19 protein-coding genes and 1 pseudogene are annotated in these 14,969 nt (G+C 62.4%); 5 read left to right on the top strand and 15 right to left on the bottom strand.

The window, feature by feature from the left end; translation table 11 throughout:
* Positions 1–117: 117 nt before the first annotated feature.
* On the bottom strand, positions 118–1,533 hold the full coding sequence (locus NKJ26_RS06415) for an aminotransferase-like domain-containing protein (RefSeq protein WP_352694575.1): 1,416 nt from the start codon (positions 1,531–1,533) through the stop codon (positions 118–120).
* A 93-nt stretch (positions 1,534–1,626) separates the two neighbouring features.
* Here NKJ26_RS06415 and NKJ26_RS06410 point away from each other — a divergent pair, with 93 nt between their 5' ends.
* The gene (locus NKJ26_RS06410; protein WP_352602351.1) at positions 1,627–1,878 is read left to right on the top strand and encodes a DUF1127 domain-containing protein; all 252 of its coding nucleotides are present in this window, start codon (positions 1,627–1,629) and stop codon (positions 1,876–1,878) included.
* Here the strand turns inward: NKJ26_RS06410 and NKJ26_RS06405 are convergent.
* From NKJ26_RS06405 to purC, 7 genes are read right to left on the bottom strand one after another with little or no spacing between them, the layout of a single operon-like run.
* The gene (locus NKJ26_RS06405; protein ID WP_352694573.1) at positions 1,859–2,509 is read right to left on the bottom strand and encodes a Pr6Pr family membrane protein; all 651 of its coding nucleotides are present in this window, start codon (positions 2,507–2,509) and stop codon (positions 1,859–1,861) included. The two genes, NKJ26_RS06410 and NKJ26_RS06405, sit on opposite strands and share 20 nt — an antisense overlap.
* Before the next feature lie 2 nt (positions 2,510–2,511).
* Entirely contained in the window at positions 2,512–2,910 is a 399-nt protein-coding gene (locus NKJ26_RS06400) for a hypothetical protein (RefSeq protein ID WP_502903089.1), read from the bottom strand.
* 5 nt (positions 2,911–2,915) lie between these two features.
* The gene (locus NKJ26_RS06395) at positions 2,916–3,581 is read right to left on the bottom strand and encodes a glutathione S-transferase family protein (protein WP_352602347.1); all 666 of its coding nucleotides are present in this window, start codon (positions 3,579–3,581) and stop codon (positions 2,916–2,918) included.
* A 56-nt stretch (positions 3,582–3,637) separates the two neighbouring features.
* The gene (purQ, locus tag NKJ26_RS06390) at positions 3,638–4,306 is read right to left on the bottom strand and encodes a phosphoribosylformylglycinamidine synthase subunit PurQ (protein WP_352694569.1); all 669 of its coding nucleotides are present in this window, start codon (positions 4,304–4,306) and stop codon (positions 3,638–3,640) included.
* Positions 4,303–4,557, bottom strand: coding sequence for a hypothetical protein (locus NKJ26_RS06385; RefSeq protein ID WP_352602345.1), 255 nt, complete (start codon positions 4,555–4,557; stop codon positions 4,303–4,305). Before NKJ26_RS06385 ends, purQ begins: the two co-directional genes overlap by 4 nt.
* Before the next feature lie 18 nt (positions 4,558–4,575).
* On the bottom strand, positions 4,576–4,818 hold the full coding sequence (gene purS, locus NKJ26_RS06380) for a phosphoribosylformylglycinamidine synthase subunit PurS (protein WP_352602564.1): 243 nt from the start codon (positions 4,816–4,818) through the stop codon (positions 4,576–4,578).
* 29 nt (positions 4,819–4,847) lie between these two features.
* Entirely contained in the window at positions 4,848–5,642 is a 795-nt protein-coding gene (gene purC / locus NKJ26_RS06375) for a phosphoribosylaminoimidazolesuccinocarboxamide synthase (protein ID WP_352602343.1), read from the bottom strand.
* A gap of 274 nt (positions 5,643–5,916) precedes the next feature.
* Between purC and NKJ26_RS06370 the strand changes: the two genes are divergently transcribed.
* Together NKJ26_RS06370 and NKJ26_RS06365 are read left to right on the top strand one after the other, a co-directional pair.
* Positions 5,917–6,237 carry a DUF1476 domain-containing protein gene (locus tag NKJ26_RS06370; protein ID WP_027028128.1) on the top strand — a complete coding sequence of 107 codons (321 nt, stop codon included), beginning with the start codon at positions 5,917–5,919 and terminating at the stop codon, positions 6,235–6,237.
* Between the two features lie 103 nt (positions 6,238–6,340).
* Positions 6,341–7,114, top strand: a complete 774-nt coding sequence (locus NKJ26_RS06365) for an HpcH/HpaI aldolase family protein (protein WP_352694566.1) — start codon at positions 6,341–6,343, stop codon at positions 7,112–7,114.
* A gap of 39 nt (positions 7,115–7,153) precedes the next feature.
* Here NKJ26_RS06365 and NKJ26_RS06360 read toward each other — a convergent pair whose 3' ends face one another.
* Both NKJ26_RS06360 and NKJ26_RS06355 read right to left on the bottom strand, forming a co-directional pair.
* Positions 7,154–8,323, bottom strand: coding sequence for an acyltransferase family protein (locus tag NKJ26_RS06360; protein ID WP_352694564.1), 1,170 nt, complete (start codon positions 8,321–8,323; stop codon positions 7,154–7,156).
* 171 nt (positions 8,324–8,494) lie between these two features.
* On the bottom strand, positions 8,495–9,043 hold the full coding sequence (locus NKJ26_RS06355; RefSeq protein WP_352694562.1) for an RBBP9/YdeN family alpha/beta hydrolase: 549 nt from the start codon (positions 9,041–9,043) through the stop codon (positions 8,495–8,497).
* Positions 9,044–9,285: 242 nt separating this feature from the next.
* On the opposite strand from NKJ26_RS06355, the gene NKJ26_RS06350 reads away from it, so the two are divergent.
* Positions 9,286–10,098, top strand: a complete 813-nt coding sequence (locus tag NKJ26_RS06350) for a VOC family protein (protein WP_352602335.1) — start codon at positions 9,286–9,288, stop codon at positions 10,096–10,098.
* 227 nt (positions 10,099–10,325) lie between these two features.
* Here NKJ26_RS06350 and purB read toward each other — a convergent pair whose 3' ends face one another.
* The 3 genes and pseudogenes from purB to NKJ26_RS06335 form a co-directional block, all read right to left on the bottom strand.
* Positions 10,326–11,633 (bottom strand): adenylosuccinate lyase, encoded by a 1,308-nt coding sequence (gene purB, locus NKJ26_RS06345; protein WP_352694560.1) that lies wholly within the window; start codon positions 11,631–11,633, stop codon positions 10,326–10,328.
* A gap of 59 nt (positions 11,634–11,692) precedes the next feature.
* Positions 11,693–12,106, bottom strand: a complete 414-nt coding sequence (locus NKJ26_RS06340) for a hypothetical protein (protein WP_352694558.1) — start codon at positions 12,104–12,106, stop codon at positions 11,693–11,695.
* A 151-nt stretch (positions 12,107–12,257) separates the two neighbouring features.
* Positions 12,258–12,464: pseudogene (locus NKJ26_RS06335) on the bottom strand (DUF2259 domain-containing protein); the annotation flags it as partial.
* Between the two features lie 131 nt (positions 12,465–12,595).
* On the opposite strand from NKJ26_RS06335, the gene NKJ26_RS06330 reads away from it, so the two are divergent.
* On the top strand, positions 12,596–12,850 hold the full coding sequence (locus NKJ26_RS06330; RefSeq protein WP_352602329.1) for a DUF2171 domain-containing protein: 255 nt from the start codon (positions 12,596–12,598) through the stop codon (positions 12,848–12,850).
* Positions 12,851–12,865: 15 nt separating this feature from the next.
* Here the strand turns inward: NKJ26_RS06330 and NKJ26_RS06325 are convergent, their stop codons facing one another.
* Complete coding sequence (locus NKJ26_RS06325; RefSeq protein ID WP_352694556.1) at positions 12,866–13,891, bottom strand: P1 family peptidase; 1,026 nt, start codon at positions 13,889–13,891, stop codon at positions 12,866–12,868.
* A complete protein-coding gene (locus tag NKJ26_RS06320; RefSeq protein WP_352694554.1) occupies positions 13,891–14,964 on the bottom strand; it encodes a branched-chain amino acid ABC transporter substrate-binding protein in 1,074 nt (357 codons plus the stop codon). The genes NKJ26_RS06325 and NKJ26_RS06320 overlap by 1 nt, the downstream gene beginning before the upstream one ends.
* Positions 14,965–14,969: the final 5 nt, after the last annotated feature.

Here is a 14,969-nt window from a genome sequence, read left to right as displayed (position 1 = left end):
TATCGCAAGCCGACAGGCCAATACACCCATGGACTACCGAAAAACGCACGAAACCGGACAAAGCCACAAGGCAATCCGAAGCGGCTGGCTTTCCTGCGCGAGCGAGGCGCCTGGCGCTCAGGAGAAGCTGTCGTAGCCGGCGCGGCCCTCATCGAGAAGCCGCCGGATCACGGCGACGCCCTCGGCAACGTCTTTACGCTGACTTGGCTGCGAAACGCCGAAGCGAACACCGTGGAAGACCTGCTCGGAGCGGCCCGCCTTGAACTCGTCCTCGTCATCGATCAGCACGCCGTGCCCGAGGCAGGCATTCTTGAAGGTGCCGGAAAGCCAGGGATCAGGCAGGGTCAGCCAGACAAAGGGCACGTTATCGTGCGACCGGAACTCAAAACCGGCCAAGGTATCGCGCACGATCGCGGTACGGGCATTGATTTCGGCGATGCTGCGCTTGCGGATGTCGCTGGCCTGGCCGGAAAGCACCAGCCGCGCATTCACTTCCGCCAGCAGGAAGGGCATGCCGCCGGTCATCATCTTGTGGGCGACCCGGATGCGATGACGATAGGCAGGCGGGCAGGAGAGCCAGCCGCCGCGCACGCCCGCTGCGACCGACTTCGACAGGCCGCCGGCGACGATCGTTCTCTCCGGGGCATATTCGGCAAGCAGTGGCGTCGGGTCATCGGTCAGATCGCCATAGAGATCGTCCTCGATGACAATGACGTTGTATTCGCGCGCGACGCGCGCAACTGCCTCACGGCGCGCCGCCGACAAGGTCACCAGGGTTGGGTTCTGCGCCGTCGGTATCAGAAACATCATCCTGGGATGCTTTTGCGCACAGACGCGCTCGAAATCGGCGGGATCGATGCCTTGGTCGTCCGACGCAACCAAAGCCGTCCGCCGGCCGATCAGTCCGGCGCTGCGGGAAATCTGCGAATAGGTGAGGTGCTCGAAGGCGACATAATCGCCGGGCGTGGTCAGTGCCGCGATCACCGCCATGACCGCGGCATGGGTACCGAGCGTCGGAACGATCATGTCAGCGGTTGGGCGGAAGGAATTTCGCGACAGCCAGCGGGCGCCGGCCTCATACCAGCGGTCCGGAAAATCCCGCGTGTAGCTTGAAATCTCGTGCGGGTGATCCCGCGCCGTGCGCGACAGGACCTCGGCGATATCAGCGCCCTGGCCGATATCAGGCGCTGCCGTGCTGTCGAAACGCAGCTTGCCGCGCGGCGCATCGATATAACGTGTGCCTTCGCCGGCAGTCTCCGGAACCAGGAAATCCGGTTTCACGCCGTCGGCACGCTGGCCGAGCACATAGGTGCCACGCCCGACTTCGCCGCTCACCAGCCCGCGTTCGCGCAGCAATTGGTAGGCCCGGCCAATCGTACCGACCGTGGCGCCGATATCGTAGGCGAGGTCGCGCTGCGGTGGCAGCTTTGCTCCGGCCTCGATCGTCCCCCGATCGATGTCCGTCTCGATTGCATCCGCCAGGCGTTGGTACAGCGGCCCGGAGCCCGTGAGATTTGGAACCCAATTTGTCATGGTGACAATTTTCTATATTGCGTGGATTTAGGAGTCAATACATATCAGTATCGCATCAAAAAGGGCGCAATTGAAAGTTCTGGCGGAAAGAAAATGAATACAATTGTGACAATCCACCGTTCAACAGCCGAATTGTCGGGCCAAGCGGTACGCCCGTCGGGCCGGCGAGGCTTTGTCAGCCGCGTGGTGCGCGTGTTCACGTCGCTGGCGAGATGGATCGACGCGATGCTTGATCGTCGGCGCAACCGGCTGGCGCTGCTCGAAATGACCGACGATCAGCTCAAGGATATCGGCGTCTCGCGCTGCGATGCCCATCGGGAGGGCATCAGGCCCTTCTGGGATTAGCCTTGGTCCTGAGCTGCGCGACACCGTGATCGACGGGAACGGCGACGACGCATATCACCAGGAACAGCCCGGTGATAGCGAGCGCCGCCAATGCGACGCTGGCCGCTCCGTTCCTGGCGACATCGAGGAACGGGTAGGGCACCTCGCCGGCAAATGGCGCTCGCGCCAGCGCATAGGCCAGATAGGCAATGGGGTAGAGCATCCACCAGGATATGTCGGCCCAGCGGGTCCTGCCGTCTGCGCCCGCTGTCAGCCACCACAGTACGAACAGCACCGGTGTCACATAGTGCAGAAGGACATCGCAGAGCAGGAACAAGCCGTGCGGATGCCAGAGCCGGGCCAGCACCGTGGCGTAGACGATGAACACCAGAGTGATTGAAACCGCGACTCCGGCCCGGATCCGGGGGCCGGCGAAGGCAGGCAGCCATGCGTGCGCGGCTGGCGACAGCAACGACATATGCACCAGCACCGCGCCGATATTGGTCAGGATGGTAAAGAAGCTGAAATAAAAGACTATCGAACCAGGCAGGCCGCGGCCCGCTTCCATCGACGCCGGAATGGTGATGAAGAACTGCAGGACAAGCCCGGCCAGGCCTGTGGCCAGGCCCGCGACCTGCAGAAAGCGGCCCACCGCTATGCGGCTGCGGCGCAGGCGGGATTGCCCGTTTGCCAGCGCGCAATGTCCGAGCCGATGCGCGCGCCCAGCGGGTCGTTCATCAGCGGTCCGAACACGTCGACGCGGTTCGAATTGCCTTGCGCCTGCACGACGAGCAAAGGTTTGCCGCCATAGTGCTTGGCCGGCACCAGCAGGAAACGCGGCGTGCCGCTGAAAGAGTTCAGTTCGTTGGCCATTTGATATTGCTTGAAGGCCGGGTCCTTGCTGGCGATCCAGCATTTATGGGCTGATATCGCCACCTGTTCCATGGCGAGCAGCGAGGCACTTTTGCCCGAAGGGACGGGTGCGCTCTTTGGGGTCGATTGGCAGGATGCAAGGGTGAAGCCCGCCGCGACAACGAGGGCGATCGTCTTCATCTTGATCAAGCGGCACCCATCTCGAGTTCGGACAGAAAGATCTTCAAGCCGTCGGTCATCTCCCCCCACACTCGCGACAATGCCGGGTGCTGCGACGCGATCTGTTCATAGGCGTCGAATTTGGGATAGGCGTCGAGCAGGTCGTGGCGGCCGGTCATGGCGCGGAAATTGTTCAAGATGAATCGCGTCGGGGTTAGCCATGCGTCGGCGAAGCTGATGTCGTTGCCGAGTGCGAACGGGCCCTGCGCCATGCGCGTCTCGATTGCCGCCAGTCCGTGATGCAGGCGGGCGAATTGGGCGTCGATCTGTGCGCTGTCGCGCTTCGGCACGAAATGCAGCTCGAAAAGCTTCATCGTCGGTGTCAGCACATCGAGATCGGTGATGCGGGCGAACATGCGCACCAGCGCACGGTCCTTGGAATCGGGCGGCAGCAGCGCGGGTTCGGGAAAGCGCTCTTCCAGATATTCGGCGATGACCACCGATTCGACGATCGTCTCGCCCGAGCCGGTGATCAGTACCGGAATCCGGTTGAGTGGTGAAATGGCGCGAAACGCTTCGGGGATCGGAAAGCCGGGCGGCGGCGCGATGATCTTGAGCGGCACGTCCTTGATGTAGGCCAGCGCCCGCACGATGGATGAATAGGGCGACAACGGCCGCGAATAGAGTTTCATGACCGTCTCTCTCCCCCATAAAACGGACTTGCCCAATGAAGCGGGCTGGAATGATGTCAGGCGGCAATGCCGAGCGCACTCTCGAACAGCCCACGACCGTCGCTGCCGCCATGGGCCGCTTCGATCAGGTTTTCCGGGTGCGGCATAAGGCCGAGCACATTGCCGCGTTCGTTGATGATACCGGCAATGTCGTTGATCGAGCCGTTGGGGTTGGTGCCTTCCGCATAGCGGAACACCACCTGTCCCTCGCCTTCGAGGCGGGCAAGCGCGTCGGCATCGGCGAAGTAGTTGCCGTCATGATGGGCGACCGGCGAGCGGATGATCTGGCCCGGCTGATAGCGGCGGGTGAACATGGTGTTGGCGTTGGCGATCTCAAGCTTCACCTGCCGGCAGACGAACTTCAGCGAAGTGTTGCGCATCAAGGCGCCTGGCAGCAGGCCGGCCTCAACCAGGATCTGAAAGCCGTTGCAGACGCCGATGACCGTCACCCCCGCAGCTGCCTTTTCGGCGACCGCCCGCATGATGGGCATGCGTGCCGCGATCGCGCCGCAACGCAGATAGTCGCCGAAGGAAAAGCCCCCCGGAATGGCGATCAGGTCGACGTCCGGGATCTCGGTGTCGGTCTGCCACACCGTGACCGGCGGCTTTCCGGAAATCTTGGTCAGCGCCGCGATCATGTCGCGGTCGCGGTTGAGACCAGGCAGGAGGACGACGGCTGATTTCATTGTGGTTCGTAAGGCCTCTGGGCTTTGGCGCGTTCGCGCAGGTCGGTACGGCGTTCTATGCGTTCGATCCGATCGTCGTGACGAGTGAGAATGCCATATATGTTATGGATATCGTTTTGGGTCGCGACCATGTGGCCGCGTATCACATTCAACTCCCGCTTAACCTTGGCGTCATCTTGACGGAGTTCAGCGACTTCGTGATGCACGCGCTTCAGAAGTTCGAACATCAATTCATTCGTGACTTCCGACATCATGCCTCCGGTACAACCTCAGGTAAGTGTCACACTATAGTTCTCAATCACGGTATTCGCCAGCAGCTTGTCGCACATCGCCTTCAGATCGGCCTCGGCCTTGGTCTTGTCGCTTTCCGCCAGTTCGACGTCGAACACCTTACCCTGGCGCACCGCACCGACGCCGCCGAACCCCAGCCCGGACAGCGCGTGCTCGATCGCCTTGCCTTGCGGGTCGAGGACACCGTTCTTGAGGGTCACGGTAATGCGGGCCTTGATCACGCTGGACATGCTCCTGTTCGAATCCCTGGTCAGTGCGGCTTGCCTTTGATGCCTTCGGTCGAGGCGACAAGCACCGGGCCCATGGGGCGCGGCGGCTCGTTCTCGTTCATGATTCCGAGGCGGCGGGCAACTTCCTGGTAGGCTTCGACGAGGCCGCCCATGTCGCGGCGGAAACGGTCCTTGTCGAGCTTGTCCTGCGTCGCCACGTCCCACAGGCGGCAGGAGTCCGGCGAAATCTCGTCGGCGACGACGATGCGCATCATGTCGCCCTCGAACAGGCGGCCGCATTCGATCTTGAAATCGACAAGCTGGATGCCGACGCCCATGAACAGGCCGGAGAGGAAGTCGTTGACGCGGATGGCAAGCGCCATGACGTCGTCGATTTCCTGCGGGCTTGCCCAGCCGAAGGCGGTAATGTGTTCTTCCGACACCATCGGATCGTCGAGCGCGTCGGCCTTGTAATAGAATTCGATGATCGAGCGCGGCAGAACGGTGCCTTCCTCGATGCCGAGGCGCGTCGACAGCGAACCGGCCGCGACATTGCGCACGACCACTTCGAGCGGGATAATCTCGACTTCCTTGATCAACTGCTCGCGCATGTTGAGCCGGCGGATGAAGTGGGTCGGGATGCCCATGCGGTTAAGATGATTGAAGATGTGCTCGGAAATGCGGTTGTTGAGCACGCCCTTGCCGTCGACAACCTCGTGTTTCTTCTTGTTGAATGCGGTCGCGTCATCCTTGAAGAACTGGATGAGCGTGCCCGGCTCGGGGCCCTCATAGAGGATCTTGGCCTTGCCTTCATAAATGCGGCGGCGATTTTTCATCTGATTTTTCTCTGGATTTCCGGGCAGGCGGCAAGCAACCATTTCCTGTCCGTGGGCCTGAAATAGTGCGGCTACGGTAGGGTTCAATGCCGGGTCTATCCCAATCGCACCGTTTGCTCAATCGGCAAATCCTTTCAATCAACCGCTTTCGGGACTGAAATGCCGCAGCGCAGCATGCAATGAAGCATATTGACCGGCTCGCGACCTTTTGGTTTGTGCTTCGGCGACACACATATTCGCCTTCAACGAATCGGATTTGACCCGGAGGGACGCCATGAGCAGCATGAAGGATCGCGAAGAGGGGTTTGAGCGCAAGTTCGCCTTCGATGAGGAACTTCGGTTCAAGGCTGCGGCGCGCCGCAACAAGGCGCTCGGCCTGTGGGCCGCCGAAAAGCTCGGAAAATCCGGCGCCGATGCCGACGCCTATGCCAAGGAAGTGGTTGTTTCCGATATCGAGGAAGCCGGCGACCACGACGTGTTCCGCAAGATCCGCAAGGATTTCGATGCCGCCGGTGTCGATCAGTCCGATCATCAGATCCGCCGCACCATGGACGAACTGATGGCGCAGGCGATCGAGCAGATCAAGAACACCTGATCCGGCCGCTGGACCAATCGACCGCCCGGTTCGCCCGGGCGGTTTTTCTTTGCTTTGCCGCGATTTCAAGCTGAAACTGCGGTGATTAACAAGGAAAGCTCCGATGTCCCTGAAGTCCCGCCTTGCCGCCGATGAAACGCTGATCACCGCCTGGTCGGGCGTACCGGACGCCTTGACCGTCGAGATCCTCGCCAGGCAGGGCTTCGATGCCGTCACCCTCGACATGCAGCATGGCGGGCATCACGAGGACAGCGTTCTGCGGGGCCTCGCGCCGGTGCTGGCAACCGGCAAGCCGGCGCTGGTGCGTATTCCCGTCGGCCGTTTCGATATGGCGAGCCGGGCGCTCGATTTCGGCGCCGAGGCGGTCATCGCGCCGATGGTGAACTCGGTCGCCGATGCAAAACTCTTCGCCGCGGCGATGAAATATCCGCCGCTCGGCGAGCGCTCCTGGGGTCCGACCTATGCCTTCCCGCGCCATGGCAAGGGCGACCAGGCCGAATGGCTGCGCGACGCCAACCAGCGCACCATGGCCTTCGCCATGGTCGAGACGCGCGCCGCACTCGACGCGCTCGACGGCATTCTCGACACGCCGGGCATTGACGGCATTTTCCTCGGACCGTCGGATTTCTCGATCGCCTGGTCGAACGGCGCAACCGTCAATTCGACGCTCGAAAGCATGATGGAAACCGTGGCCTCGATCGCCGAGCGTACCCGCAAGGCCGGCAAGCACGCGGCGATCTACGTCATCGAACCGGCCATCGCCGGCCGCGTCGTGGCGATGGGCTATCGCCTGCTGGCCACCGGATCCGAGCATTCGCTGATTTCACTGGGGGCAAAGACCCTGCTGAAGGGCATTCGGGACTCGATCGAAGCCTGAATCCGAACCGGACGAACGGCCGCCGCGAGTATCATGTGGTCAGGCCTTCGCCGCGAGCGCCGCTGCGACGGACCGGTCGCGTCTCAATTTGTCGAACGGGGCAGCGATCGTCCGGACCCACCAGTTGTTGAAGGCCATCAGCGGCAAAGCCGCCAGGATCGAGCCCAGTATGGCGGCTGCGGCGCCGAGTGCGGCGGAGCCGCTGGCCAACAGGACCCATGATCCCAGTGAGCAGATGACCGGCACATGCACGAGGTACAGCGGGAAAGACAGATCGCCCAGGAAACGTGCTGCCTTACCAGAGAGCCATGGCGGCGGAGCATCCATACTCAGCATGGCGTAGACCAACATGATGCTTGCCGGGATGGCCACGCAGGCTTGCCGCAAGCCTATATCGGAAACTGCAATCTCAAGCACGGCGAAGGGGCTGTATATGCCTACAGAACTCCCGGCATAGCCCAGAAGCGCCAGGGAAAACGTCACCATGGCACCTGTCAGCCACCGATTCGGACGAAAACCCATGGCAAGAAAAGAATAGAGCAGGAGGCTGGCCGGAAAGGCGCAAAAAAAGAAGCTGACTTGCAACGTCAGGAATATGCCTATCGCGATGCCGAACCAGGACAGCAGCGCCGAGCGGTCTTGGACGAAAAAGATAATCGGGGCGAGGGCGAAGGTCAGCATGCTCCCCCAGAACTCGAGCCCCATGGTCCAGAGGCTGCTGTCATAATACCGGTCACCGTAAACGAACGTCCGCCAGGCCCCTTGCAGGAACGCGTCGGCGAAACTCGCGGTCTCTCGCGAAAGCACCTTTGAGGCATTGCCGAAGCTGCTCAGCCACTCAGACTGGGTGAGAGCGGCCGCATCCTCGAAAAAGTACAGGTCGAGCTTGAAGATGATGCAGGACGACAGAACCGCGACAACCACTGGACCAGCCAGGCGCGGCAAGCGCTTGATCGCGCCCAGCAGAAGATCTTCTGCTTTGCGGGACTGAAAATAACGCTTCACAAGCACATAGGACGAAAGGACGAAGAACAAGCAGACGGCGGAGCTGCCATTGAAGGCGATGAAAGCGAGACTTGTTTTGAGCGATTGCGCGGCCTTATCTCCAGCGCCGTCCGCCGACGGCGCAAAAGCATGCAGAGTATGCCCGTTCACAACGACGAGCGCCGCCACGCCTCTCAAGAGTTCGAGGGAAGCATCCTTGCGCACGTGTTGGCCTTTGTTTGACGGCGAAGATTTGTTATTTTAGCTGTAGCGCATGTTTATTCAGACACATTGCGCTATGTCTGAAGAGATTATCGCGATCCGCCTTAAATTATTGTTTATTGGAGCCCAAAGACTTCTTCCTATGCTCTCCGCGCAGACTTTTGGTAGTCTGTATCACAGGTCCGTCAGAAACCTGGCGAAGGTCATTGAGCCTTCGGGCCACGGGCCAAAGCCTGAATCGGCGTTGAGATGGCCGGTTTCGCCGGCATCGATGAACAGCGAGCCCCAGGTGCCGGCGATGTCCTCGGCGACATCGAAGGCGCAGAACGGGTCGTTGCGGCTGGCGATCACGATCGAAGGGAAAGGCAGCGGCTCGCGCGGGTAGGGGCCGAAGGTCATCAGATGCTTCGGCTTGATCTTGGGATTGGCAACATCGGGTGGCGCCACGAAGAAGGCGCCGGCGACCGGCTTCACGAACCGCGGGATGGCCTGCACGGCCGCGGCGACGCCAAGCGAGTGGGCGACGATGACAACCGGCCTGTCGGCCTCATTGACGGCTTTGGCCACGCTTGCGGTCCAGTCCTCGCGCACGGGCTTCGACCACTCCGCCTGCTCGACGCGCCGCGCGGTCGACAGCTTCGATTGCCAGCGGCTTTGCCAATGCTCGGGTCCGGAGTTGGTGTAGCCGGGCACGATGAGAATATCTGCGTCTTTGACCTTCATGGCGCTGAGATAGCGAGCGGCATCGCTTCGTGCAACGGTCCTGGACCACGCTCTTGATCACAATAGTGAACACGATGTTCGCTTCTTCAAGCCTTGTGTGAACGATGCCGATAGACGATTTACGTCAAGACAAGAAACAGCCGTGTGCAGAATCCTCCTTTGGAACTGACACGACGTATAGTGAGCGGCGGCGCGGGGCTCCCGGTTTTGGGAATTTCAGGGCCGGCCGAACGGAGAGTTTGATGAGTGAACTGCCTTTTGCCGCGACCACGCCGGTCAGCGTGTCGCGCGTCGGCCTGAAAGCGCGCGACGCCGAGGGTCTCGCCGCCTACTATCGCAGCGTCGTCGGGCTCAGGGAATTGAGCCGTGCCGGTGGTGCGATCACGCTTGGCGCCGCGAACCGTCCGCTGCTGGTCATCGAGGCGGATCCTTCGGCCAAGCCGGACGATCCGCAGAGCGCCGGCCTGTTCCATACCGCTTTCCTGCTGCCCAGCCGCGCCGATCTCGGCCGCTGGATCAATCACGCGATCGCCGACAACATCGCCATCGAGGGTGCTTCGGACCATCTGGTCAGCGAGGCGCTGTACCTGACGGATCCCGAGGGCAACGGCATCGAAATCTATGCCGACCGCCGTCCGCAGGACTGGAAATGGAATGGCGATAAGATCGCCATGGCAACCGAACGGCTGAACATTCCCTCCGTCGTCGCCGATGTGCCGGCGGGCGATGCCGGCTGGCAGGGCGCGCCGGAAAACAGCATTGTCGGCCATGTCCACCTGCGCGTCGGCAGGCCGGAAGACGCCGAGGCCTGGTGGAACCAGGAATTCGGCTTCGACACGGTGGCCAAATACGGTGGCCAGGCGGTGTTCCTGTCATCCGGTGGTTATCACCACCACATCGGCGCCAATGCCTGGCGCAGCCCAGGTGCTGGCCGGCGAGACGCCTCGCGCGCGGGTCTAGCATGGGTCGAAATGCGCTCGGACAATGTGACCGGCGAGACGACCCGCGAGGATCCCTGGGGTACGGTGATCAGGACTGTGCCTGGCAAGGCGTGAGCGGAGGTGGCGACAGCCTCTTTCTCCCCGTTTACGGGGAGAAATGCCCGGTCCACCCTCCGTAGCTGCAGCGCAGCTGCTGCGGAGGACGGGCAGGGCAATGAGGGGCAGCGCCAGCGTCAGGAGGTTTCACGACAGACGGGTGTGATAGTCGCCGAAGCTGGCGCCGCCCCTCATCCGCCCTTCGGGCACCTTCTCCCCGTGAACGGGGAGAAGGACAGCTCGCCTCAGGCTTCCCCGAACACCCGCCTAAAAATCGTATCGACGTGCTTGGTGTGATAGCCCAAGTCGAATTTCTCGCGAATTTCCGTCTCGGGCAGCGCTGCGGTCACTTCCTTGTCGGCCAGCAGTTCTTCAAGAAAATCAGCGCCTTGCTCCCACACTTTCATGGCGTTGCGCTGCACCAGCCGATAGGAATCCTCACGCGACAGGCCCGCTTGGGTCAGTGCCAGCATCACGCGCTGCGAATGCACGAGGCCGCGGAACTTGTTCATGTTCTTCAGCATGTTCTCGGGATAGACGACCAGCTTGTCGACGACGCTGGTCAGCCGCGACAGCGCGAAATCCAGCGTCACGGTGGCGTCCGGGCCGATCATCCGCTCGACAGAGGAGTGCGAGATGTCGCGCTCGTGCCAGAGCGCCACATTCTCCATCGCCGGCAGCGCCATGGAGCGCACCATGCGGGCAAGGCCGGTGAGGTTTTCGGTCAGCACCGGGTTGCGCTTGTGCGGCATCGCCGACGAGCCTTTCTGGCCCGGCGAAAAATACTCTTCCGCTTCCAGCACCTCGGTGCGCTGCAGATGCCGGACCTCGACCGCGAGCCGTTCGATCGACGAGGCGATGACGCCGAGCGTGGCGAAGAACATGGCATGGCGGTCGCGCGGGATCACCTGCGTCGACACCGGCTCCGGCTTCAGACCGAGCTTTGCCGCCACATGCTCCTCGACATAGGGGTCGATATTGGCGAACGTGCCGACCGCGCCAGAAATCGCGCAGGTGGCGATGTCTTCCCTGGCATGCACCAGCCGCTCGCGGCAGCGCGAGAACTCGGCATAGGCCTGCGCCAGTTTGACGCCGAAGGTCGTAGGCTCGGCATGAATGCCATGGCTGCGGCCGATGGTGACGGTGTCCTTGTGCTCGAAGGCACGGCGCCTGAGCGCCGCAAGCAGGCCGTCGATATCGGCGAGCAGGATGTCGCTTGCCCGGGTGAGCTGAACCGCAAAGCAAGTGTCGAGAACGTCCGAAGACGTCATGCCCTGGTGGATGAAGCGAGCGTCCGGTCCGACGAATTCGGCAAGGTGAGTAAGGAAGGCGATGACATCATGCTTGGTGACGCGCTCGATCTCGTCGATCGCCTCGACGTTGAATTGCGCCGCGCCGCCTTTTTGCCAGATGGTTTTTGCCGCTTCCTTCGGAATGACGCCGAGTTCGGCCAGCGCGTCGCAGGCATGGGCCTCGATCTCGAACCAGATGCGAAACCGGGTTTCGGGCGACCAGATGGCGACCATTTCCGGCCGGGAATAGCGAGGGATCATCGGTCAGTCCTGATGTGTCGGAGGGTTAGCCCGCGTCCTAACAGAGGTGGACCAAATGCTCAACGCTGCTGCCGCGCAAACCAGACGCTGGCGGCAAACAAGGCGACGAAACCAAGCGGAAAATAAAGCCGGATGCCCAGCACCACGAACTGGTAGAGCGCCACCAGCATCGTGAAGACCAACTGGAAGCCCCAGGTGAGGGTGAAGGCAGGTGCATGCCATTCGGCGTAATAGGATCGGTATTGCAGCGCAAACAGCCCGCTGGTCAGGCCGACCGTCGCGCCAGCGAGGCATGCGAAAGCCGCGGCGAAACCGACCTCCGAGCCTCTGCCGAGCGAGACCAGCCGCGCCGCAAACAAACCCGCCGGAAAGGCGAGTACACCGCCGCTCGCAAAAAGCAGCGACACGGTGCGGATTTTCTCCGGCGTCTCCCAGTCGCCCAACATCAGGTTGGCCAGCGCGCTGGCGCCCATCGCCACGGCCCACAACAAGGCGCCGAAAACGCTGTATGGAGCCTCGGCACCGCGCTCCGGAGGCGGTTCAGGGCGCGATGGCGCCTGGCGGGCTGGATGAGCGGTATCACGGGCGGCCGGTCACCGCGATCCAGCGAAAGTCCGGCCCCTCGAAGCCATATTGGCGCACGTCGATATAATAGCGATTGGCGTAGGGAAAGCCCGATCCGTCCTGGACGCCATACTCCTCGAAGGCGAACATGCTGCCATCCTTGTTGAAGCCCAGAATTTCGAGCTCGGCGACATCGCCGGCACGAACAGCGATGGACATTGCAAACTGTGCGAGCAGGGAAAGGGCGAACAGGAAAAGCAGTCGCATTTTTCTCACTCCGGCAGCCTTAGTCGTTGCAATCCCCTACCACGACGGGATCGAAACGTCGTGCGGTCGAAGCCGATGCATCCAATCGGCCGGTCATTTGTTATTGTCGGCAGTCCCAATGGAGAACCACCATGACCGACACCAGCAAAATTCGTGAACATATGGAAGTCGTCGGCGCCGATGGCGTGCATGTCGGCACCGTCGACAGGATCGAGGGCGAGCGCATCAAGCTGACCAAGGTCGACAGCGGTGAGGGTGCTCACAAGGGTCATCATCACTATATTCCCCTGAGCCTGATTGCCGAGGCCGATGGCAACAAGGTGTGGCTGTCGGCGAATGCCGATGTCGCGGTGACGTTCGAGGAAGAAAAATCCGGCCGGGTCTGATCGACATCCTTCGCTTCACCCCGAGCGGGACGACCAGACTGGAAACAGATCACCTGCGGCTGGCGTCGCGGCAAACACGCCGCGGCTGATGGCGCGCGCCATGGTGGCGCCGGCCATGGCATAGAGATCGATCGCCGCGTCCGCCGCGAGTTCGACCCCACTCGTCCCCGTCGCCAGCGCAAACACCAGATCGCCGTCGGCTGGCGTGTGCGTGGGCCATATGGCGCGCACGAAACCATCATGGGCCGAGATCGCCAGGCGCTTTGCTGCGGCCTTGGTGAGGACGGCGTCGGTGGCGATGACGGCGATGGTGGTGTTGCCGCCGGTCTCCATCTGGCTTCCGAGATGTTTGTCGCGGTACTTTAGCAAGATCTTTTTTGCGCCGACCGGCATCGGCGAGGGATAGCCAAGCCCGCCGAATTCGTCGCCGATCTCGAACGGCGCTGCCCAGAAATGGCGGCTTCGGCTGATGGTCACCGAGCCGGTGGGATTGACGGCGGCCAAGGCGCCGACGGTGACGCCGCTGTCGAGCAGCGTCGAAGCCGACCCCAAGCCACCCTTCAACCCTGAGGTGAGCGCACCGGTGCCGGCGCCGATCGTGCCGAGCTGGAAATCGGCGGCGGCGGTTTGCGCCGCCTCATAGCCGAGGTCGCGATAGGGCGGATAGCGGCCCCAATCTTTGTCGCCGCCATTGCGCAGGTCAAACAGGATCGCCGCCGGGACGATCGGCACGCGAAAACCACCGACCTCGAAGCCGATGCCACGTTCACGCAGCGCCGCCTGCACGCCGGACGCCGCGTCCAGGCCGAAAGCCGAGCCGCCCGAAAGCACCACGGCGTGGACCGCCTCGACCGAGTTGTGCGGTTCGAGCAGATCGGTCTCGCGGGTGCCCGGCGCACCGCCCAGGATCTGCACGCCGGCCACCGCCGGTTCGTCGCAAAGGATCGCCGTGACGCCGGATTTCAGATTGCCGTCCGAAGCATTGCCGACGCGCAGGCCGGCAACGTCGGTGATCAGATTGCGCGGGCCGGTACGGAACATCAGTTGCTTTCAAATGGCGCGAAGCGCGTGCCGTCGAAGCGGAAGACGCGGTAGGGGTTTTGGCTGAGGTCACCTTTCGCATCGAAGCGGATCGGTCCGATTGCAGTGGCGAAATCTTGCCCGGTTAGTGCGTCGGCGAGCGGCCTGCCTGAACTCTCGGCCAGGCTTGACGCCGCTTTGGCGATCTCGACAGCGGCATAGGCCGGCAATGTGTAGCCGTCCGGCGCGACCTTTTGCGTGGCAAAGGCGCCGAGCACTTTTGCGTCGGCGACATCGGCCCACTCCGGCGGTGCGATCATCAACGTGCCCGTTGCATACGGCACATCGCCGGGTGGTGCGCGCAGGTTTTCGCCGCCGGCAAACACCATGCCGGCGTTGAGCTGCGCCGCATCGCGGCCCATGATTGCGATGTCTTCGCCGTCGCCGCCCGCAAAGACGTGCATTGCGCCGGCTTTCTTCAGCCGGCCAATCATCCCGATCTGGTTGTCAAGCTGCGGTCGGAACGTGTCGACGAAGACCGGCTTCAATGCCGCCTGTTCCGCAGCCGCGCGCAATGTTTCGGCGAGCTCGCGGCCATAGATGGTGCCATCGTCGATGACGGCGAACAATTCGTTTTGCCACAAGCGGGTGAGGGTAGAGGCGACGGCGTTGCGCTCGTCGTCGCCGCGCGGCCCGAGGCGATAGACCGGCCAGCCGGTCTTGGCGCGGCGGTCGGTCAGGCTTTCGGTTCGCACGCCGACGGTGATTACCGGAATGTTGGCGTCCTTCAGGATCGGCATCGCCGCCTCGATCGCCTCGGTGCAGAGAAAGCCGACCACCACATTGACCTTGGCGGCGGCGAATTCCCCGGCCGCGGCCCTGCCGCCATCCGCGGTACAGGCGTCATCCACGGTCCTGAGATCGATGCCGTTCGCTTCCGCCGCGAGCCCGGCGCCGGCCTCGATCTGCTTGCCGAGGATAGCCGATGGTCCCGACAAGGGGGCGGCGACGCCGACCGTTAGCGTCTGGGCGCTGGCGCCGCCGGCCAGGAACAGCCAGGCCAGTGCGGCGGATATCGTTGCCCCGGATCCCATCCTGT

Origin of the sequence: Mesorhizobium sp. M0152 (assembly GCF_040322415.1) — a bacterium.
Taxonomy (GTDB): domain Bacteria; phylum Pseudomonadota; class Alphaproteobacteria; order Rhizobiales; family Rhizobiaceae; genus Mesorhizobium.
The sequence above is the reverse complement of the archived record's forward strand: the minus strand, read 5'-3'. Positions and strand labels throughout refer to the sequence as shown.

Coding starts and splice junctions, on each gene's coding strand:
- NKJ26_RS06415 (WP_352694575.1), bottom strand. CDS start 1,533: ATGACAAATTGGGTTCCAAATCTCACGGGCTCCGGGCCGCTGTACCAA.
- NKJ26_RS06410 (WP_352602351.1), top strand. CDS start 1,627: ATGAATACAATTGTGACAATCCACCGTTCAACAGCCGAATTGTCGGGC.
- NKJ26_RS06400 (WP_502903089.1), bottom strand. CDS start 2,910: ATGAAGACGATCGCCCTCGTTGTCGCGGCGGGCTTCACCCTTGCATCC.
- NKJ26_RS06395 (WP_352602347.1), bottom strand. CDS start 3,581: ATGAAACTCTATTCGCGGCCGTTGTCGCCCTATTCATCCATCGTGCGG.
- purQ (WP_352694569.1), bottom strand. CDS start 4,306: ATGAAATCAGCCGTCGTCCTCCTGCCTGGTCTCAACCGCGACCGCGAC.
- NKJ26_RS06385 (WP_352602345.1), bottom strand. CDS start 4,557: ATGTCGGAAGTCACGAATGAATTGATGTTCGAACTTCTGAAGCGCGTG.
- purC (WP_352602343.1), bottom strand. CDS start 5,642: ATGAAAAATCGCCGCCGCATTTATGAAGGCAAGGCCAAGATCCTCTAT.
- NKJ26_RS06370 (WP_027028128.1), top strand. CDS start 5,917: ATGAGCAGCATGAAGGATCGCGAAGAGGGGTTTGAGCGCAAGTTCGCC.
- NKJ26_RS06365 (WP_352694566.1), top strand. CDS start 6,341: ATGTCCCTGAAGTCCCGCCTTGCCGCCGATGAAACGCTGATCACCGCC.
- NKJ26_RS06355 (WP_352694562.1), bottom strand. CDS start 9,043: ATGAAGGTCAAAGACGCAGATATTCTCATCGTGCCCGGCTACACCAAC.
- NKJ26_RS06350 (WP_352602335.1), top strand. CDS start 9,286: ATGAGTGAACTGCCTTTTGCCGCGACCACGCCGGTCAGCGTGTCGCGC.
- purB (WP_352694560.1), bottom strand. CDS start 11,633: ATGATCCCTCGCTATTCCCGGCCGGAAATGGTCGCCATCTGGTCGCCC.
- NKJ26_RS06340 (WP_352694558.1), bottom strand. CDS start 12,106: ATGGGCGCCAGCGCGCTGGCCAACCTGATGTTGGGCGACTGGGAGACG.
- NKJ26_RS06330 (WP_352602329.1), top strand. CDS start 12,596: ATGACCGACACCAGCAAAATTCGTGAACATATGGAAGTCGTCGGCGCC.
- NKJ26_RS06325 (WP_352694556.1), bottom strand. CDS start 13,891: ATGTTCCGTACCGGCCCGCGCAATCTGATCACCGACGTTGCCGGCCTG.
- NKJ26_RS06320 (WP_352694554.1), bottom strand. CDS start 14,964: ATGGGATCCGGGGCAACGATATCCGCCGCACTGGCCTGGCTGTTCCTG.